This window comes from Vibrio sp. SCSIO 43009 (assembly GCF_023716525.1).
Lineage (GTDB): Bacteria > Pseudomonadota > Gammaproteobacteria > Enterobacterales > Vibrionaceae > Vibrio > Vibrio alginolyticus.
The window spans coordinates 1,167,529-1,186,842 of the sequence record NZ_CP071842.1 but is presented as its reverse complement, the minus strand read 5'-3'; the positions used below and the strand labels follow the sequence as shown (position 1 = coordinate 1,186,842).

Genomic DNA, 19,314 nt, shown 5'->3' with positions numbered 1-19,314 from the left:
TCGAGGAATCATTCAGCGAAGACGCTGTCTACGATGGCGACTGACAAGCTCTGTAACCGCTCGTTTCAACCGCTATCAATTTCATTCTGAACAATGTGCAAAATGGCGCTGTTCGATATCCTCCAATCGAATATCCATACAGTCTTGCGCCTCACGTCCTAGAGCAGGAAAAACTGCATGCGCTTTTAAAATGCTTTGGCTGATAAAGCCGCATTTCTCCAACACACGGATACTCGCGTGGTTGCCAATATGCGGGGCGGTGCGAATGCGCGTTATACCCAAGCTTTGCAGGTAGACAACGCCAAGTTTGCAGGCTTGGGTTGCATAGCCTTTTCCCCGATAGCGAGCAGAAATACCAAAATGGATTTCACTGCTGTCTTGCTCAGGTATCAGCACCAGACAACCAATAGGAGTTTGAGAAGTGAGTTCTTCAATAGCGAAGACTAATAGATTGGGAGACTTTTGATCATATTGAGCACGCCATCTTTCGATAGCTTCAAGGGTTTGATTAACATTTTGGTGGACTTGGCGATTGAGGAAGCGGCATGCTTTCTCATCGCCTAAATAGTTTTCAAACAGGGGAGCAGCGTCTGTTGTTTTGAGGTATCTGATTGCCACTTGTTGAGATTCAACTCTCATCATGATTTAGCTCTGATAAACATTCGGTTTCCAGATTTGCATGAAGTTTTCTACTGGAGCAATAGGAGTGAACCCAAACTGTTCGTACAACCCGTGAGCATCGCGGGTTGCAAGCATCATACGGCGTAAACCTTGTAGTTCTGGATGAGCAACAATTTCTGATATCAACAACTTACTGATGCCTTTACCACGGTGTACCTCCACAACAAACACATCGGCAAGGTACGCAAACGTGGTACGATCGGTAATTAACCGAGCAAAAGCAACGAGTTGATTTTCATCATCCAAAACCGCGAAACAGAACGAATGGCGCAATGACTTCTCAAAGCGTTCTCTTGGAATACCCTTTCCCCAATAACTGTTTGAAATGAACTGGTAGATAACGTCTAAATCCATGTCATCTAACGACATAGTAATTCGAAATCCTTGCATTGTATCCCTCAACATTGATTTATATTTTCTCAGCCACACAGACAAGCGAGTTGGCATTCGCCTCAAATACTTGCGCTGACCAAGATTGGTACTTCTCTATGATTCTGAATCCCGCTTGTTCAAGGAAACCCTCTATGTCTTCTAGCGGACGATATTTTAAATCAATGCTGGAATGCTCAATCGTTCCACTTTCAAAATGGCGCTCTTTGTTCAAATACATGATGGACGTTTGCAAGTCATACTCGGCCTTCATACCGAAATAATTCACTTCACCATAGGTTGGAGAAACATAGGTTTGCCACAGCGCCATCTCATGATCCAATTCTAGATTTTCTGGCGTTGGTAACCGCGTATCGAAAACAAATCGCCCACCTTTTTCGAGGTGTCTTGATATTGAGCTCAGTGCACCTGCTAGCATCTCGTCACTTAAAAAGGCTTGGAATGCATTCCCTGTCATTATGGCTAGGTCAAACTTCTTACCTAACGAAAACTGGGTTGCGTCGAGATGAAGAAAACGCAAGTTACTCCTGCTTTTGGCTTTGTCCTTTGCGTGTTTGAGCATCCCTTCAGAAATATCAATGCCAATGGCTTCGTTGAGTTGCTCAGAGACTGGAATCGTGACAATACCGGAACCACAACAGACATCCAATACACTTCGAGCATTGGTTTCTTCGGTTAACCTTGTGATGAAAGCAATGTCGTGATGGTAATGCTGGTCGTATTGAGCATCATATTCAATTCCAGACCCGAACTCGGTTAAATCTTGTGTTTTCAAAAACAATCCTTGTTTGTTACTTATTTCAGCGGTGTGACTTTTTCAGCTCTAGCATCAAGTATCGACACACATAACCAACACCAGATACGTAACCAATCACGTTTTCTAGTGAAACCACTTCCAACCCAGCTTGCTGACAGAGTTGCTCAACTTCACTTTCGGTATATGCCTTATGCACGACCGATCCACTATAAGTATTTCGAGGCAAATCTTGTCCATCCGGATCGTGGTATTGAAAGCTGATAAAACATCGTCCATTCGCAGTTAGCTTATGCGAAATGCACTCCAGAAGTTGTTGAGGCTTTGCTAGAAACTCAGTAAAACCAAGTGCGGTGATAAGGTCGAAGGTTTGCTCAAACAAAGGGGAAAATGGCTCATCGAGATTATGAACCGCGACACTTTGATAGAGGCTAGTTTGGCGCGCTTTATCAACCATTTTGGACGAGATGTCTAAGCCATGGATGGCGAGTTCTGGATAGTGACTTTTTACGACATGACCGATACTGCCAGTCGCACAGGCTAGGTCGAGAACCGAGCCTTGCTCGATGGGAAAGGTTTTTAACTTCTCAGAAATCCAACGTGGACCGACGTAGTGACTGTCATCCACCAACTTTTGATAGCGATCCGACACATCATCATACATTTTTGCTACATTCATCGTTTCCTCCTTGATAACCAGAACGATGCTCGAATGTAGCACGCAATAAGCATCTAGACACTTATTGGTTAACTAGTTCTTTATGGTATGTGACAGACTGGTTGTTTAGGACAACAAAAAAATCCGATACTCTATATTTTGAATATCGGATTTTTATTGCGTTATCGAGCTAACCAAATTCTCGCTAATATTCCTATCGGAGTAGTAACGCCAGTTGTGACGGAGGAAATTTCACCATTTCTTAAAACATAAATGGTTGGGGTCACGCTAATTTTCCATTCGCGCATAATATCGCTTGAAGGATCGTTTATGTTTTCGAAACGATATTCTTTTGCCCTCATAAACTGCGCCACACGCTTATTCGGTCCCGACGATCCAGAAACGCCAACTACGGTGTAGTCATCACTCAGCCAACTCACGCTTGGGCTTACAAATTTACAAGCGGGACACCAAGTCGCCCAAAAATAAACAACGACAGGTTGTTCATAACTTTGCGCGATTGCATCGAAGTATTCACCATCGCTCAATACGGAGCTCAATGGTGGAGCCTCCTGTTTAGGAATATCTTTGGTGCGATACCAATCCATCGCGATAGAAATCGCGGTGACAATGAGCACCATCTGTACGATTTGAACGAGCCAATATCGGAATGTTCTACGCTGCTTTGTCGAACTCATTGAATGGTTCCCCCACTCGCTTGTTTCACCGCGCTTAAAACAACATCATCAGTCAGAATAACAGGTAACGGGATACCTTGTGGCGCCGCCGGGCCATAGACGATGTTAAACGGCACACCGTAACGCCCATGAGCTCGTAAAAAGTCCGTTACCGAGCCGTCCGGATGTGTCCAATCCCCTTTTAACGTCGCCACATTAGGGCTTTGCAGCAATGAGTAGACAGGATCTTGCCAGATCACGCCGATCTTGTTCGCTTTACACGTGACACACCAATCCGCAGTGACATCCACAAACACCACTCGCCCATTATTGACGTGCTGTTCTATCGCCGAGTTAGAAAGCTTCTGCCACGCTAAGTCCTCAGGAAGCGGTGTCGCCCATTGGTCGGCAGTGATACTACCAAGTAGCAGCCCGCCAGCAATTAAGATAAGCGATGCAGAGCCGGATAGCACGAGTGCTTTATCGCCATGAACGCGTTTAACGCGAATCATCAGAACAATAAACGCGACTAAACCGGCGAAAATGACCCAAAACACTGGGAGGTGATTGGCCATCAAAGACAGTAGCCAAACGCTGGTGGCCAACATCATCACACCAAATACGTTTTTGACCACGTTCATCCACTGACCCGGCTTCGGCAATTTAAGCGCAATACTTGGGAAAATTGCCACCATAATCCAAGGCAACGCCATCCCCAACGCTAAGGCGGTGAAAATAGCAAACAGCGTAACCACATCGGCACCCAAAGCAAACGCCACGGCCGTTCCTAGGAAAGGCGCAGAACACGGCGTAGCAAGCAAGGTTGCAAACATCCCTTGCACATAGTGTCCAGCTAACGAGTTGTCACCTTTCGAGGCCAGCCATGTATTGGTACCCGATGATAGACGGACTTCAAACAGCCCCAGCATATTGGCCCCAAACAAAGTGGTGACCAACACCATCAAACCTAAGAACCAGGGGCTTTGAAATTGCACGCCCCAACCAATGGCATTACCTGTTAGCTTGAGCACCAAAATAAAACCAGCGAGAATCCAGAACGACGTTAATATACCAAGTGACGAGGCAACAAACTGAGCGCGAATTTGACGACGCTCGATACCTTGAGCGGCAACAATACTACTTAGCTTCATCCCCAAAACCGGAAGAACGCAAGGCATAATGTTAAGAATTAAACCGCCGAGCAACGCGAATAGAAAAACACTCGTTAGAGACGTGCTCGGCAGCGGTTCAACTATTGCCTCAGCAGTTGCTTGAGTGGTTTCTTCTGCTAGTAAATTGGTGTCTTTGATGGTCACAAACAGCGACTGACCATCTAACTCCACATCGCCCAGCCAAGTATCAACGATATAGCTCGCGGTGACGATGTTTCCTTCTGGATGCATTCCTTCAAGCTTGAAGCTATAGTCTCGCGTTGCTTCATCGACACCATCCACCAGCACTTGTGGTTGTTGCCAACCCTGACTGTTCTGTAGCTTGATTTGTAGTTTCGATTGGTTCGCATCCCAACTCGCCTGAGTAACATCAATAAACGGCGATGGCTGCGGCACGTTACTCACTGCTTGAGCGTAACTGAACATCACGTCTTCATCGACTTTTAGATCAGAAGGCAAGAACGTCAATTGAATTTGATAGTCGGTCAGCACACAAATCGTCGTACAAGAAGAAAGTGTCAGTACCGCATCAATCGTGACAGGTTTGGACATGTCTTCGACGTGCAGCGTCATGGGGAACAAAGTGTCGCCTTTATACCCAAGAGTCTCGATACCTAATAGTTCGAATTTTTGTGGGTGCGGCCATTGCCAATCCACATTGGATAAATTTTGTGAATTTTGCCAATCAATAGATGGTGCTACGCCGCCCTCACCAGGTGAACGCCAGTAAGTTTTCCAGTCCCCAGCCAACTTGACGTCCAGATAACCAGTAATTGTTTTGGCTTGCGGATCTTGTTGACCAGTGAGCACAAAGCGCGTTTGCACTGGAGGATGTTGTGGGTTGGTTAGCCAACCTGTATCAGTAGTTTGAGCTGAAATACTCAGAGAGAGCAAACTCAAAGCAAGCGTCATAAAAAACATGAACGCAAACTGAGTCAGTTTAGTAATTTGATTCATAGTGATTCCTAGTTAAAAGACAAAGGTGCTAAATAACTGACGCTAGTGGTCAGAAAGCACGCTTTTATTCTCGGAACACACAGAAAGTCAGATGGACTCGATACTTACGGCCTATCGGTTCGGTCCAATGTTGCGCACCAATATAGGCACTGCACAACCAAATTGCCGAAGCAAAAAGACCCACAAACAGAACAACAATAAATACATCGAGTTGATGTTGAGAAAACTGAATTAACTTTTCAGACAATTCGCACTTGCTGGTTTCTTTAGTATCAATCGACTTGACGCTCGAACGCTCATCAGCAAGTGAAACCGCAGGCGATTCCGTCTCATATTTCATAGAGCATGACGATGCAAAGCCTGAATTTTGCATCAGACACACAACGACCACCCAGCCAATAATCGCCAGTAGCCATTTTGCCCGCTTATGTGGCGTGTGATGTCGTTTAGTCAACAAACTCATAAGAATTCAGATAAAGTAAGAACGAAGAAGATAATACGCGAGTCGTCATAAAGCTCAAGTTGTATCCTCTAAATAACCTTAAGAGGCTTCACTCGCTAAGCTTTAATCTAGCCTGCCATAAATATATGCCAACTCTGCGACGGTTTTTGCCGAGAACTTCTTCAATAGATTGGCTCGGTGTACTTCAACCGTTCGCATTGCTATGCAAAGTTCGTCAGCAATACGAATGTTGCGTTTTCCTTCAATGATCAAACGTAAAATGTCTTTTTCTCTAGGTGTGAGCGATTCATAAGCCGATTTAGCTGCTGCCATATCGAGGTTTGTGGCAGACTGCGCCTGTCCCTGCAAAATGGCTCGTGCCAGTTCATCGCCTTTGACTGGTTTTTGGAAGAAATTGACCGCCCCAGCTTGCAATGCATCGACCGCCATCGGAACATCACCATGCCCTGTCAGATAAATAACGGCCAACGGGCTGTTGGCTTGATTTAAAACTTGGTGTACTTGCTGACCACGAAGGTTGGGCATTCGGCTATCAAGGATCACGCATCCGGCCTGATGAATGTTCACTTTATCGAGAAAAGATTGCCCATCAGCAAAAGTCGTCACGTTGAAGTCATGCTCTTCCAGCATAAAAGCGAGCGAGTCACGCACCGATTCATCATCATCGACTACAAAAACAGGTAGCTGCTTTTCACCGCTGCTCATTGAATGCTCCTATGCCTAGTTCAGATTAGTTTTGATATGGAAACACAAGCTCAACCAAACAACCATGTGGTGCTGTCGAGCTGATGACAAACTCGCCACCATGCATTTCCATCACATCGCGACAAATGGCTAACCCTAGCCCAAGCCCTTCTTCTTTGCTACTCACAAACGCTTGAGTCGGATTCTCTTGCTGCAACCCTGTACCATTGTCTAACACTCGAATAGAGAGTTGACTGATTTGGTAATCGCAATGCAGGGCAATTTTACCTTGATAACCTGATGAGTGATATTTCTCTTGGAACAAAGTACACGCATCAATCGCGTTGCTGATCACATTAACTAAAACCTGTTGTACGCCAACTGCATCGACAAGTAACGGACGAATGTTCCCTTCTGTACTGGCCACAATAGAAATGTTTTGCTTCTGCATCCGAAAATGGAGTAACTCAATCGTGTCATCAATGAGTACTTGAAGATCGCACGACGTTTTGTCGACACTGCGCTTGCGAATCAACGTTCTTAATCGCTGAATAATTGCATCGGCTCTTTCAACTTGGCCCTGTATTTTCTCAAGCACAGGGACAATATCTTCATGAGGGCGCTTTTTGGCCAAGCGAAGTAAACCGCCTTCACTATAGTTGCGAATGGCTGCCAGTGGCTGATTGAGTTCATGGGCAAGACTAGTGCCGATTTCTCCGACAATCGCGACCCTTTGTGAATGTTCTAACTGTTCACTTTTCTCTTTTAATCGTAACGATGTCTGCTCCAACGCTTGCTTACTCTTGCTAAATCGATACTCAAGCCAAAAGTGGTACGCGTTCAACACAATCACAAACATGAACAGCGCCCACGCCCATTCTTGATGACTACGCAGCCAGCGCAGTGCCTCACTCCACCAAGGTTGTTGCAACGGATGGAGATCCAACGCCTGATAAAGTTTGTCGATGCTCAGCAAGCTGACGGGGGACGTCCAACCTGATGCGCCTGCCGCAATAACCGCAGGGTGTTCAGGTGGCATCGCTAACAATTCTTGCGCAATCTGTTTGGCGATCTGAGCAGAGCCGCGCTCTGTTTTGGCAAATGACCAGTTTGGATATAACGGCGTAGAAACAGCGCACGAAGAATGTTCATTTGGCTGTTGATTTAGGACTCGAAAATCCCCTTGCTGTAAAAGCCCTTCACTTAGCATCTGTTCCAATAAACAAGCAGGGACGACGGCCGCTTCCACATTACCATCACGTAATTGATACAGGTTGGCATCAATAGGAAAACCAAGATAGCGGACATCAGAAAAGAAATCGTTTGGATTAAGCCCCATTTTGACTATTTGATAGCGCATCGTTAGATAACCACCAAACGCTTTTTCTGATACCGCCGCAACGGGACGTCCTGAGACATCTTGCACCGTTTGATAACTTGAATTGGCTCGAACCACAAGCGCCGAACCAATGCCATAATTCGAGTTTTGTGGGGCTCTGCTGGTTAGCGTTGCCATCCACGACAGCGCGTATTGCCTGCCCAATCGCACTGCCTGACCTGGGTTGGTTAAGATGAAATCCATGGTCTGAAACTTCACCGCTTCGCCCATTTCATCCAAGTTAAGGGGATGAAGGACAAAATGCACATCGGAAATTTGCTGATTGAGCCAATCAATGGTCGGTTGCCATCTCTGCTCAGCATAAAGATGGCCGCGTATCGCTAACACGCCCACTTCGACTTTTTGCTTGGCCCGTGGCTGCTCTGCTTTTTGCTCTTGCATTCCTTGCAGATCTGCTTGTTCAGAAACTGCGCCCTGAGTCAAAGATGCAAAGGCAACTAAGCAAAGAATCCAAAGCTGAAGCCACAGTGCTTTTTTCATGATGAGTCGAATCGTTCCGTCAAGAGAGTACGACAAGAATAACAGCTACCTTCCCTAAACCACATTTGTTTTAGATCAAGTTTGATCTGGATATGTGGAAATCCACAATATAAGCCTCGCAGTGCATTTCTCACAATGGAATCAGTCAATTCAAATACAACAAAAAAGCAGGTGAGTTATGGATTCCACCAAACGTCGCTTTCTCAGCGCGGTCACAGCCGGAGCCGCGTTAATTCCAGTCGCAGGCATTGGCACGGCAACTGCGGGAAACATTATTCGAAATAACCAGTCCGCTGACCGAAAAGGACAAATCGGCAAGCGTTATGCCATGGTGATAGATTTGCGTAAATGTGTCGGATGCCAAGCGTGCACCGTAGGTTGCAGCATTGAAAACCAAGCGCCAATTGGTCAATTCCGAACCACCGTAAAGCAATACGAAGTTACGTTAGATGATGGCTCTACAGCCACGCGAGAAGCAAAAGCCTTTATGCTACCGCGCCTTTGTAACCACTGCGACAACCCACCTTGCGTGGCAGTGTGTCCGGTTCAAGCAACCTTTCAGCGCGAAGATGGTATTGTCATGGTGGATAACAGTCGCTGCGTAGCGTGTGCGTATTGTGTACAAGCTTGCCCTTACGATGCTCGCTTTATCAATGAAGACACCCTCACCGCAGATAAATGTACCTTCTGTGCTCACCGTCTAGAAAAAGGTCTATTGCCTGCCTGCGTGGAAACCTGTGTTGGCGGAGCACGTGTAATTGGTGATTTGAATGATCCATCAAGTGAAGTCCGCCGCTTAATTGCGAAGCACCAAGACGATATCAAAGTGCTAAAGCCCAATGAAGAGACCAAGCCGCATGTGTTTTACATCGGCATGGATGAACGCTTCACCAGCCACATCGACGGGCAGCCAGCTATTTACGACCCACAAGGAGAGCGCGCATGAACATCACCGAAGTGTTAGTCCAACCTCAAGCAATGGCTTGGCTCCCGTGGGCGGTGCAGTACTTCTTTTACATCGGTTCTGCTTACGCTGCCGCTATTTTGTTCCTAATCGCACTGTTATTTGAGCAACACACCAGTCATCGGTTACGCGCCGCGCTGGTGCTAACGATGGCCATCGGCGCTATCGTAGGCCCGTTGGCGTTAACTGGCGACCTTCACCAGCCGGGACGAGCTTGGCATTTTTACGCGCACATCACGCCGTGGTCATGGATGTCTCTAGGCTCGCTGTTCCTGCCTGTTTTCTCAGGTTTAGCGGTAGTGACTGCATGGCTGTATCTCCGCGAGGATCTGATCAACTTACGTAATCAGCCAGGGAAAGTACTGCCTCTAATTTCAAAGCTGTCACTGGATGACTGGGCGCTCTCTCGTAGAGTCATGCTTATGGTATCTGTTATCACGGTGCTATCAGGCATCACCATTGCAGTCTACACAGGCGCTGAAATTGCAGTCGTTAAATCGCGCTCTTTATGGCACCAACCCGCGTCGCCGGTTCTTTGGTTTGTCACTGCATTTATGAGCGCGGTCGGATTTTCTCTGTTGATTTGGCTCTTGCTGCCTAGTCAGTCAAAGACACTGACATCTGGCGATACTAATTTACTTAAAAAATCAGTGGTTACCAGCGGTGTATTAACGCTGATACTGCTACCGATTTGGGCATCCAACAATTCCGCATTTTCGCTCTATTCTAGCGAACAGTGGATGCACAACATTGCCCTGCTCACTTTTGTCGTTTTAGGTTGTGTTTTGCTCGCTTTCATCTTCTTGCGCGATACCCAAAAGTCCGCATCAGCCAGATTTCGTCACGTCATAGGGCTCAGTTTTGTGTCTGCTGCCGCACTGGCAAGTGCATGGCTGATTCGCTGGTTTACCATCATGGAAGTGCAAATCATCGCCAAGTTCGATGCAGGGCTGTATCCATACCAACTCACTATGGATGGAAATGGCTGGATAGGCATTATCGGCATGCTCGGATTATGGCTTGCACTGGCACTGCTCGGTTCGGAGCTGGTTCAGCCAAAACAAAAGATCGAAGTAAAAGCCTCATCACTCACCTTAACTGAACGCTAATCAAAGGGGATTTCATCATGGATAACAAACGCCGTCAGTTTTTGAAATCAGGCATTGCAGTGAGTGGGCTTGGCGTATTCGCTGCGGGTTACGCCACCACCACCAAACACATGGTCGAGGGTGCGCTCGAAGGCACTGCGGGAGAAAAAACGCGTGATATTCACCACGGTAACTCGCTTGAACCAGAGTACACGGTCAACAGCAAAGGCAACCTAATCCCGAATCCAAATCAGCGCGTTGCGCCATCAATGTGTTTTGGTTGTTGGTCACTGTGCGGATTGCGTGTACGCATTGATAACCGCAGCGACGAGATTTTGCGTATTACTGGCAACCCATATCACCCACTCTCTCATCAGCAACACATTCCGTTCGAAACGCCAGTCAAAGATGCTTATTTAAGTTTGACAGGAGAAGCGGGCCTTGACGGTCGTTCAACAGCATGCGCACGTGGCAATGGGATGCTAGAAATTCGCAACAGCCCGTACCGCATTACTCAGCCACTGAAACGAGTTGGCAAACGCGGCGAAGGAAAATGGATTCCGATCAGCTACGAGCAATTGATAAAAGAAGTCGTTGAAGGTGGTGATTTATTTGGTGAAGGCCATGTTGATGGCTTACGCGACATTCGCGATTTAACAACACCCGTTGATCCTGAAAACCCAGAATATGGACCGAAAGCCAACCAATTGTTAATGACCAACGCCGGTAACGAAGGCCGAGACGACATATTCAAACGCTTCGCGTTCAACAGCTATGGTACACGTAACTTTGGGCATCACGGCTCTTACTGCGGCTACGCATTTCGTGCTGGCAGCGGCGCATTTATGAACGACTTAGATAAGAACGCACATTTGAAGCCAGACTTTGATAATGCGGAATACATCATCTTCATCGGTATGTCGCCTGCGCAAGCTGGCAACCCTTTTAAGCGCCAGGCGCGCCAACTCGCCAATGCGCGAACAGAAGGTAGCTTGGAATACACCATCATCACGCCAAGTTTGCCTGCGGGTTCATCGAGCTTGGCCGCTGGTGACAACAACCGCTGGATACCAATCAAACCGGGTACCGATTCTGCCCTCGTGCTTGGCATGGTCCAGTGGATCATCGAAAACCAACGCTACAACAAAACCTTCTTGGCGCAGCCGGGGGCAAACGCGATGAAGCGAGCCGGCACCGCGCACTGGTGTAATGCCACGCACTTGGTAATCAGCGATGAGCAGCACCCGAGAAACGGCACGTTTTTACGCGCATCTGATCTGAACCTGCCATTTGAGGGCGAAGCGTTGTCTGACTCCGACCCGTACGTCATCGTGGATGAGCAAAGCAGCGAATTTGGTGTTCATACCCAAGCTGAGGAAGCGGCACTGTTTGTCGATAAAACGGTTTCGCTTGCATCGGGCGAAGTGCGCGTAAAATCGTCTCTACAAAGACTCAAAGAAGAGGCGTTCAAATACAGCCTTGCGTTCTACAGCCAACAATGTGAAATCCCTGTCGAACAAATTGTTGAACTAGCAAAGCGCTTCACCAGTCACGGAACAAAAGCGGTGGTCGATACCCACGGTGGCAACATGCACACCAATGGGTTCTATAACTCGTTTACCATCATGATGCTCAATGCGTTGATTGGTAACATAAATATGAAAGGCGGCGCGATGGCCAAAGCGGGTGGCTACCCAACTTCCGCTGCGGGTCCTCGTTACGACTTCACCAAATTTACTGGCAAAGTCGGCCCGAAAGGCGTCTTTTTGTCGCGCAGTAAATTCCCCTACCACAAAACCAGCGAATACAAACGTCGCGTTGAGGCAGGTGAATCACCTTACCCAACTCGCGCCCCTTGGTATCCGTTTGCCGCGCCACTGCTGACAGAGCACCTATCTGCGGCTATTGATGGGTATCCATACCGCGTAAAAGCGTGGATCAACCACATGGCGAACCCAATGTATGGTGTACCCGGTTTGAAAACGCTGCTGGAATACAAGCTTAAAGATCCAAAGCAGCTCGGTTTGATTGTGTCTGTTGATGCGTTCATTAACGAAACCACCGCATTGTCGGACTATATTGTGCCGGACACGGTCACCTACGAAAGCTGGGGAATGGCAACGCCTTGGCACGACGTTCCGGTGAAAACCGTCACCGCTCGCTGGCCGATTGTGGGAGCGCGAACAGAGAAAACCGCCGATGGTCGTTCAATTTGCTTAGAAAACTTTTTGATTGATGTCGCCAAGAAAATGCAACTAGGCGGCTTTGGTGACAACGCGATTCAAGATGCGCAAGGGAATTGGCACGCCCTCCACAGCGCTGAAGATTTCTACTTACGTTCCGCGGCAAACTTGGCTTATGTGAAAGGCGGGGTACCTGAAGTTTCGGCAGAAGACATTGCGTGGTCCGGCCTAGAGCGTTTAATGCCAGCCATGCAGAAGACGCTGACAGCGGATGAGATGAAACGTGTGGCGTTTATTTTTGCTCGCGGTGGACGTTTTGAAAATGCAACCGAAGCGTATCAAGGTGAGCAAATGAAGCATAAATGGACACGACCTGTCGCGATATGGAATGAACGTGTCGGCAGCGCAAGAAACACCATGACCGGTGATTTCTACACGGGTTGCCCAACATGGCATCCACAAAAGCTGGCCGATGGCACACCAATGGAAGAACAGTTCCCAAGCTCAGAATGGCCATTCAGCCTGACGAACTTTAAATCCAACATTCACAGTGCGGTATCCAATCTATCGCCAAGGTTGAACTCGATTAAAGGCGTAAACCCAGTGTACATCCATCCAATCGATGCCGAGCGCGCAGGCATTAAAACAGGTGATGAGTTTGTTATTGAGACACCATCTGCAAGCACCAAAGCACTTGCGATGATAGTCAGCGGAATTCGCCCTGGCACACTCGGATTTGAACATGGGTTTGGTCATACCGAGCTAGGACAACGCTCGCACTGGATCGGCGATAAACAACAACCCGTAAAAACGCGCAGCCAAGATGGCGTCAACATTAACGACATTGGCTTAATTGATCCTACCCGAGAAGGTAAAGGTGTATTGTTGGATTGGGTAGTGGGCGCGGCGGCACGTCAGTCCTTGCCGGCCAAAATCCGCAAAGCGTAACGCCGCACGTTAAGACGTCTCTACCACTTAGAGCTGCCGATTTGTGCAGCTCTTCACCACTTTGTTTTTATCGCTTATAGAACAACCAATAAAAACAAATACGGCCATTTACACTTATTAAATATGTGGAAATCCACAATACCTTTCATTATTGACAAGGCCGACAATATCGTCCGAGTGACTACCAAGTAGCACTTAGACATATTAATAAAAATTAAAGTGAGTCAGCATGTCAAAAATTCTTCCAGTGGTGGTGGCCTGTTTGTTAGCAACCACTATGGGCGCAAGCGCCTCGTCTATTCCGGAAAAAGCCAGCGTATGTAGCGGTTGTCACGGCCAAGATGGCATGGGACAGCCAAATATCGCGCCGATGATCGCTGGTTTAAACGCGAATTATCTCAACACTCAAATCGAATTATTCCTTAGTGGCGAACGCCAAAATGTGGTCATGCAAGGCATGGCGAAGGAACTCAGCGATCCCGCAGACCGTAAGGAAGTTATGGAGTACTTTGCTAACCTCCCGAGCTATGAGTTCACGAATCCAGAACAACGCGGCGACCAAGCTGATATTCGTAACCCGTATCGTAAGTTAATTTTCCAAGGCGATTGGGATCGAAATATTCCAGCTTGCGCGACTTGTCATGGAGCCAGCGGTATGGGCGTCGACAAGTTCCCTCGCCTCGCAAGCCAACATGCTGATTACTTAAAAACGCAATTGATGGCATGGAAAAACGGCACTCGCAGTGGCGACCCGCTCAATATGATGGGGACCATCGCAAAAAATCTCACTGACAAAGAGATCGAAAATCTTGCTTACTACTTTGCCTCATTACGTTACTAGGAGCAGTCATGAAACGTTTCTATTCTTTGTTCGCACTGCCTTTCATTTCTACGCTCGTATTAGCTAACGATCTGTTACCGGACCGCCAGAAAGAGCTACCTGCGATAGAAAAAGAAAAGCACGGTGAATACTTAAAACCGCGTGATCTCAGCACAATCCCAAACACCGCATTTGGTGAGCAAGTAAAACGCGGTTACTCGCTCTTTGTTAACTCACAACAAATGCGCGGAAAATACGTTGGCAACGAACAAAACTGTGTGAACTGCCATATGGAGGCAGGACGAAAAGCAAACGCTGCGCCACTGTGGGCAGCTTACATGGCATACCCGGCATATCGTAAGAAAAACGATCGCGTAAACAGCTATGCTGACCGTATCCAGGGTTGTTTCGAGTATTCCATGAACGGTAAAGCGCCCGCTTACGATTCGCCAGAAATTGTTGCCCTTAGTGCTTACGCCTACTGGTTAGCGATGGGCGGTTTGCTTGACAAACATGGTATGGCGGATGAACCCATTCCAGAGCTAGACGCAAAAGCGTTGCAAATTGGTGGAAAAGCAAAAGACTTTCCGTTGCCCGAAGCCATCGCACAAGCATTACCAGTTGAAAAGCGAGGTAATCTCTCTGGGCGTGGCTACCCAAAAATCGCCGCCCCTGAGCAAGAACCATCAATAGAGCGAGGCGCATTGGTCTACGAAAAGAACTGTGAAACTTGCCATCGCGCCGACGGTTCAGGCATCAAAGACACCAACGACCATTCATACATTCCACCACTTTGGGGCGAATATGCGTATAACTGGGGCGCAGGTATGCACCGGATTAACACTGCAGCCTATTTTATTTACGAAAACATGCCGCTTGGGAAAAGTGTGCAGCTGACAGAGCAAGAAGCTTGGGATGTCGCAGCATACGTCAACAGCCATGAGCGTCCACAAGATCCTCGATTCAAAGGCAATGTCACCGCAAACGCGGAGAAATATCACCAGCACCAAGGCTATTACGGCAAAACGCTCAACGGTACGCAAGTCGGGGCCAATGCCTTTAAGAGCGGAACGGTCAAATAAAGTACAACTAACCACTTTAAATAAAATGCTCTTTTTCCCTGCTCAGATTATCTGGGCAGGATTACTTACCCTTAAAAACAAGTAATTACCCCTCCACAGACAAGCAATATCACATTATTTTCGGCTTCCAACATACTCATCTTCGCCGTAAAATCTTGTACCAAACGCGACTTCGTTTATGTCTTAGATCTCCCATATGCTCTAATGCCAAAAGTAAGAAACTCGTAAACTCCTGAATCAAAACAAGCGTGCCTAGTGAAAAAAGAGTATTCTTAAAGCAAATGAATCTAAAACCTACCCGATGAGTATTCAACCTAATTCCCGTCAGTTAATTTCATGCGAAGAGTGCGGCCTTGTTGTTCGTATTCCCGATATCGATCAAGGGCAAAAAGCTCAATGTCCTCGATGCGCGCATTCTCTGACAAAAGTGAATGCTAAACCCTATCAAAGCGTGATCGCCATTTCATCGGCATGTTTGATCATGTTGGTGTTAAGCATTTCTTTCCCTTTTATGTCGTTCAGTGTGCAAGGGCTATCGCAAGAAATCACCTTATTGCATGCGGCCAAAATGCTGGCTGAATTTCAAAATGTACTTTTAGGTGTACTGCTTCTCGCAACGGTCGTCGTATTGCCTGCTATCTATGTCGGTCTCATTCTCTTTCTTCATCTCGAAGCATTAAAAGCGCGTAAACATACGCCATCCAAAAAACAGCAACGAATGGCAAAAGTTTTATGCCGTCTTCTGTTTCGAGTCGAACCCTGGTTAATGGTGGATGTCTTTTTGATTGGCGTGTTGGTCAGCTTAATTAAAATCGCTTCCCTCGCAGACATAGGAATGGGCACTTCATTCTGGGCGTTTTGTGTATATACCGTTCTGGTAGTCAAATGCATATCAATGGTCGACAAAAGCTGGCTCTGGGGACACTTTATTCCAGCTATCGAGCTCTCTGATGTAAAAGAGGGTGACACGCACCATAACCACAACCATATTGGTTGTCATACGTGTCACCAGCTCAACCCTATTGAAGCTAAAAAACACCAACACTGCATTCGTTGTAAAAGCCCTATTCACAAATACAACCCCGCAGATAATTTACAAAAAGCTTGGGCGCTTTTGTTTGCTTCAGTCATTTTCTATATCCCTGCAAACCTCTACCCTATGATGTACACCGTAAGCCTTGGACATGCAGAAGGTTCAACTATCATGGAGGGGGTAATATTGCTTTGGCATTTAGGTTCTTACCCTATTGCGATGGTAATTTTCTTTGCTAGCGTATTTATTCCAATGGCGAAAATGCTGGCACTCGCGTGGCTGTATTACAATGCGCAAAAAGCGCGATATCTTCCGCACGAAGAGAGTATTTCACGCTTAAAGATCTACCGCATAACTGAGTTTATTGGTCGTTGGTCTATGATCGATATCTTCGTCGTCGCGATCTTAGTTGCACTGGTTCAACTGCAAAACTTAATGGCGATTTATCCAGGTCCTGCTGCGCTCTCTTTCGCGGCAGTGGTCATTTTTACTATGCTTTCTGCAATGATATTTGACTCACGTTTGTTGTGGCAATTGCCACAAAACGAAGTGCAGGAGCCGATTTCTGACAACTTAAACGAGAAAGCCAAATATGAGTGATGAGAACAACGTAACCGCTCAAATAAAACCGCAAAAGCAGATTTCTGCGATATGGATTGTCCCGATCCTTGCGCTAGCCATGGGAGCGTGGATGCTGTTCCAATATATCAACAGTACAGGCCCACAAATTACTCTCCAACTGCCAACCGCAGATGGGATTGAGGTTGGCAAAACCGAAATCCGAGCATTGAATGTAAAAGTCGGACTGATTACTGAAGTCACTCTCAGTGAAAATTACGATCACATCATCGCTAAGGCACAAATGAACAAGGATGCAGAACGCATGCTGCGAGATGACACCATGTTTTGGGTGGTGAAGCCTCGTATTGGCCGTGATGGCGTTTCAGGTTTAGAGACCTTGCTCTCTGGCGCTTACATCCAACTTCAACCGGGTAAATCTAAGATAGAGAAAGAGCGCTTTACGGTCTTAGATGTTCCCCCAGTGGCCTCTCCTGATGCAGAGGGGTTACGCCTTGTGTTAACACACCGCGAGGCTGGTAAGCTAGGCGTTGGTGACCCCGTCATTTATAAAGGCTTTACGGTTGGTCGTGTAGAGAAAACCAGCTTTGATGTTGACACTCGCAAAGCGTTATACCAACTCTTTATTTTCAAGCCTTATGACAGCTTAGTGCGCACTCGTACCAAGTTCTGGCTGAATTCTGGCGTAGATTTACAGCTCAACGCTGAAGGGTTCGAAGTCAAGTTTGGCTCATTAGAGAGCATGCTAACGGGTGGTGTTACCTTCGATACCGTTCCAGGTCTTGAATCCGGTGAACAGCTCACTGAAAATATGGTCAACTTCCGCTTGTACGATGATATTAAACAACTTCGAGAAGGCATGTACGATGATTATATTGAATTCGTTATGCTTTTTGATGAATCGGTACGAGGACTTAAACGTAAGGCACCTGTCGAATATCGAGGCTTGAGAATTGGTACTGTGATGCGTGTACCAATGCGACTTCCAACCCCAGAAGAGAACTTTTCTGCGAAAAAAATCCCTGTATTGGTACGTATCGAGCTCGGCCGTGTTTATGGCGATTTCCAATCCCAATCTTTACCAATGTTAAAAGATAAATTGAAGAGTGAGTTTGCTAAAGGCCTACGTGGTACTTTAAAAACAGGTAACTTATTAACAGGCGCACTGTATGTTGACGCCGACTTCTATCCAAACGACGAGCCTTACGTACCGAGTAAGTTTGCTGATTTAGATGTTTTCCCAACCATGCGTGGTGGTTTTGCGCAGGTTCAGCGCCAAGTGAACGACTTCCTAAATAAGATTAATAACTTACCAATGGAAGAAACGCTAGATTCTCTCAATTCAACGTTAAAAACGTCCGAAAAAACGTTAGCTTCAGCAGAACGCGTGGCGGACAGTATTGATAAACTTTTGAATCAAAAAGAGACGCAAGAGATCCCAACAGATATTCGCCAAAGCTTACAGCAATTACAAAAAACACTCGATGGTTATGGGCCCAACTCAACCATGTACAGCGAAATGGAAGCCACGCTAAAAGAATTAGAAAGCGTGATGACAGAGTTTAAACCCGTACTTAAACAGCTAAACGAAAAGCCAAACTCTCTTGTGTTTGGAGAAGATGAAATCAGTGACCCAATACCAGTTAAAGGCCAAAACTAATGAAACGAGTATTCTTTCTGTCTATCGCGCTATTTGTCGGTCTAACGGGTTGCAGTAGCGCTCCGCAAACTAAAGGAGCTATGTACCTTCTACCTAAGGTGGAACCAGTGACGCTGAGCTCTTCTGATATCGCTCAGCGCCCAACTTTAGTTGTTCGTCCAGTGACATTGGCGAGTTATTTGAATGATAATGGCATTGTTTATCGAACCTCTGAGACCCAAGTTATTCAGGCAAAACACAATCAATGGGCGCACAGTATTTCTGAGCAAATCACTCAGAGAGTTGTCGCGGAACTACGTCAAAAGCAAAGTCATTACTGGCCGACTGAAATGAATAATCTGTTGGATCAAAGCGGTGAAGCCAAACTACAGCTTACGTTAAATAAATTTAATGGCAGCTACAAAGGTAATATCGAAATTGAGGGGGAATGGTTACTCATTAATGCCGAAGGTAAGGTAGAAAACAGCGCGCCAATACAAATCTCTCAGCCGCTTCAAGATGAGGGCTATGAAGCGCTCGTCAACGCTTTATCCATAGGCTTAGAAAGCCTAACCTCAGACATTGCCAAACAACTCTAAGTCAATGTTAATTACAGGGAAGCAAGTTGCTTCCCTTTTTTATGCAGAGTGTAGCGACTTCTAC

The 19,314-nt window shown here is 46.7% G+C and carries 17 protein-coding genes; 8 read left to right on the top strand and 9 right to left on the bottom strand.

Translation table 11 applies throughout. The features are described 5' to 3' along the window. Nucleotides 1–81 precede the first annotated feature (81 nt). The 9 genes from J4N43_RS05595 to J4N43_RS05555 form a co-directional block, all read right to left on the bottom strand. Nucleotides 82–642, bottom strand: a complete 561-nt coding sequence (locus J4N43_RS05595; RefSeq protein WP_081051339.1) for a GNAT family N-acetyltransferase — start codon at nt 640–642, stop codon at nt 82–84. Between the two features lie 3 nt (nt 643–645). Beyond that, nucleotides 646–1,071 (bottom strand): GNAT family N-acetyltransferase, encoded by a 426-nt coding sequence (locus tag J4N43_RS05590; protein WP_053349639.1) that lies wholly within the window; start codon nt 1,069–1,071, stop codon nt 646–648. 19 nt (nt 1,072–1,090) lie between these two features. Further along, a complete protein-coding gene (locus J4N43_RS05585; protein WP_053349638.1) occupies nt 1,091–1,846 on the bottom strand; it encodes a class I SAM-dependent methyltransferase in 756 nt (251 codons plus the stop codon). 25 nt (nt 1,847–1,871) lie between these two features. Then, complete coding sequence (locus tag J4N43_RS05580) at nt 1,872–2,504, bottom strand: class I SAM-dependent DNA methyltransferase (RefSeq protein ID WP_053349637.1); 633 nt, start codon at nt 2,502–2,504, stop codon at nt 1,872–1,874. Between the two features lie 161 nt (nt 2,505–2,665). Further along, nucleotides 2,666–3,181 (bottom strand): protein disulfide oxidoreductase, encoded by a 516-nt coding sequence (locus J4N43_RS05575; RefSeq protein ID WP_053349636.1) that lies wholly within the window; start codon nt 3,179–3,181, stop codon nt 2,666–2,668. Beyond that, nucleotides 3,178–5,289 (bottom strand): protein-disulfide reductase DsbD family protein, encoded by a 2,112-nt coding sequence (locus tag J4N43_RS05570; RefSeq protein WP_053349635.1) that lies wholly within the window; start codon nt 5,287–5,289, stop codon nt 3,178–3,180. Before J4N43_RS05570 ends, J4N43_RS05575 begins: the two co-directional genes overlap by 4 nt. Nucleotides 5,290–5,353: 64 nt before the next feature. After that, nucleotides 5,354–5,752 (bottom strand): hypothetical protein, encoded by a 399-nt coding sequence (locus J4N43_RS05565; protein WP_005376702.1) that lies wholly within the window; start codon nt 5,750–5,752, stop codon nt 5,354–5,356. 102 nt (nt 5,753–5,854) lie between these two features. After that, the gene (locus J4N43_RS05560; protein ID WP_017633878.1) at nt 5,855–6,457 is read right to left on the bottom strand and encodes a response regulator transcription factor; all 603 of its coding nucleotides are present in this window, start codon (nt 6,455–6,457) and stop codon (nt 5,855–5,857) included. 25 nt (nt 6,458–6,482) lie between these two features. Further along, a complete protein-coding gene (locus J4N43_RS05555) occupies nt 6,483–8,315 on the bottom strand; it encodes a sensor histidine kinase (protein ID WP_053349634.1) in 1,833 nt (610 codons plus the stop codon). Between the two features lie 178 nt (nt 8,316–8,493). Between J4N43_RS05555 and dsrO the strand changes: the two genes are divergently transcribed. From dsrO to J4N43_RS05515, 8 genes are all read left to right on the top strand, one after another. Then, on the top strand, nt 8,494–9,261 hold the full coding sequence (gene dsrO, locus J4N43_RS05550; RefSeq protein WP_158159711.1) for a sulfate reduction electron transfer complex DsrMKJOP subunit DsrO: 768 nt from the start codon (nt 8,494–8,496) through the stop codon (nt 9,259–9,261). After that, nucleotides 9,258–10,388: an NrfD/PsrC family molybdoenzyme membrane anchor subunit gene (gene nrfD, locus J4N43_RS05545; RefSeq protein ID WP_033905724.1), complete on the top strand. Its 1,131-nt coding sequence runs from the start codon at nt 9,258–9,260 to the stop codon at nt 10,386–10,388. Before dsrO ends, nrfD begins: the two co-directional genes overlap by 4 nt. 17 nt (nt 10,389–10,405) lie before the next feature. Then, nucleotides 10,406–13,498, top strand: coding sequence for a tetrathionate reductase subunit A (locus J4N43_RS05540; RefSeq protein ID WP_158159712.1), 3,093 nt, complete (start codon nt 10,406–10,408; stop codon nt 13,496–13,498). Between the two features lie 277 nt (nt 13,499–13,775). Then, nucleotides 13,776–14,339: a c-type cytochrome gene (locus J4N43_RS05535; RefSeq protein WP_370687796.1), complete on the top strand. Its 564-nt coding sequence runs from the start codon at nt 13,776–13,778 to the stop codon at nt 14,337–14,339. Between the two features lie 8 nt (nt 14,340–14,347). Next, the gene (locus tag J4N43_RS05530) at nt 14,348–15,400 is read left to right on the top strand and encodes a c-type cytochrome (protein ID WP_158159713.1); all 1,053 of its coding nucleotides are present in this window, start codon (nt 14,348–14,350) and stop codon (nt 15,398–15,400) included. Between the two features lie 301 nt (nt 15,401–15,701). After that, the gene (locus J4N43_RS05525) at nt 15,702–17,033 is read left to right on the top strand and encodes a paraquat-inducible protein A (RefSeq protein WP_053349630.1); all 1,332 of its coding nucleotides are present in this window, start codon (nt 15,702–15,704) and stop codon (nt 17,031–17,033) included. Next, nucleotides 17,026–18,672, top strand: a complete 1,647-nt coding sequence (gene pqiB / locus J4N43_RS05520) for an intermembrane transport protein PqiB (RefSeq protein WP_005376682.1) — start codon at nt 17,026–17,028, stop codon at nt 18,670–18,672. Before J4N43_RS05525 ends, pqiB begins: the two co-directional genes overlap by 8 nt. After that, entirely contained in the window at nt 18,672–19,250 is a 579-nt protein-coding gene (locus J4N43_RS05515; RefSeq protein ID WP_053349629.1) for a PqiC family protein, read from the top strand. Before pqiB ends, J4N43_RS05515 begins: the two co-directional genes overlap by 1 nt. The last annotated feature ends 64 nt before the right edge of the window (nt 19,251–19,314 follow it).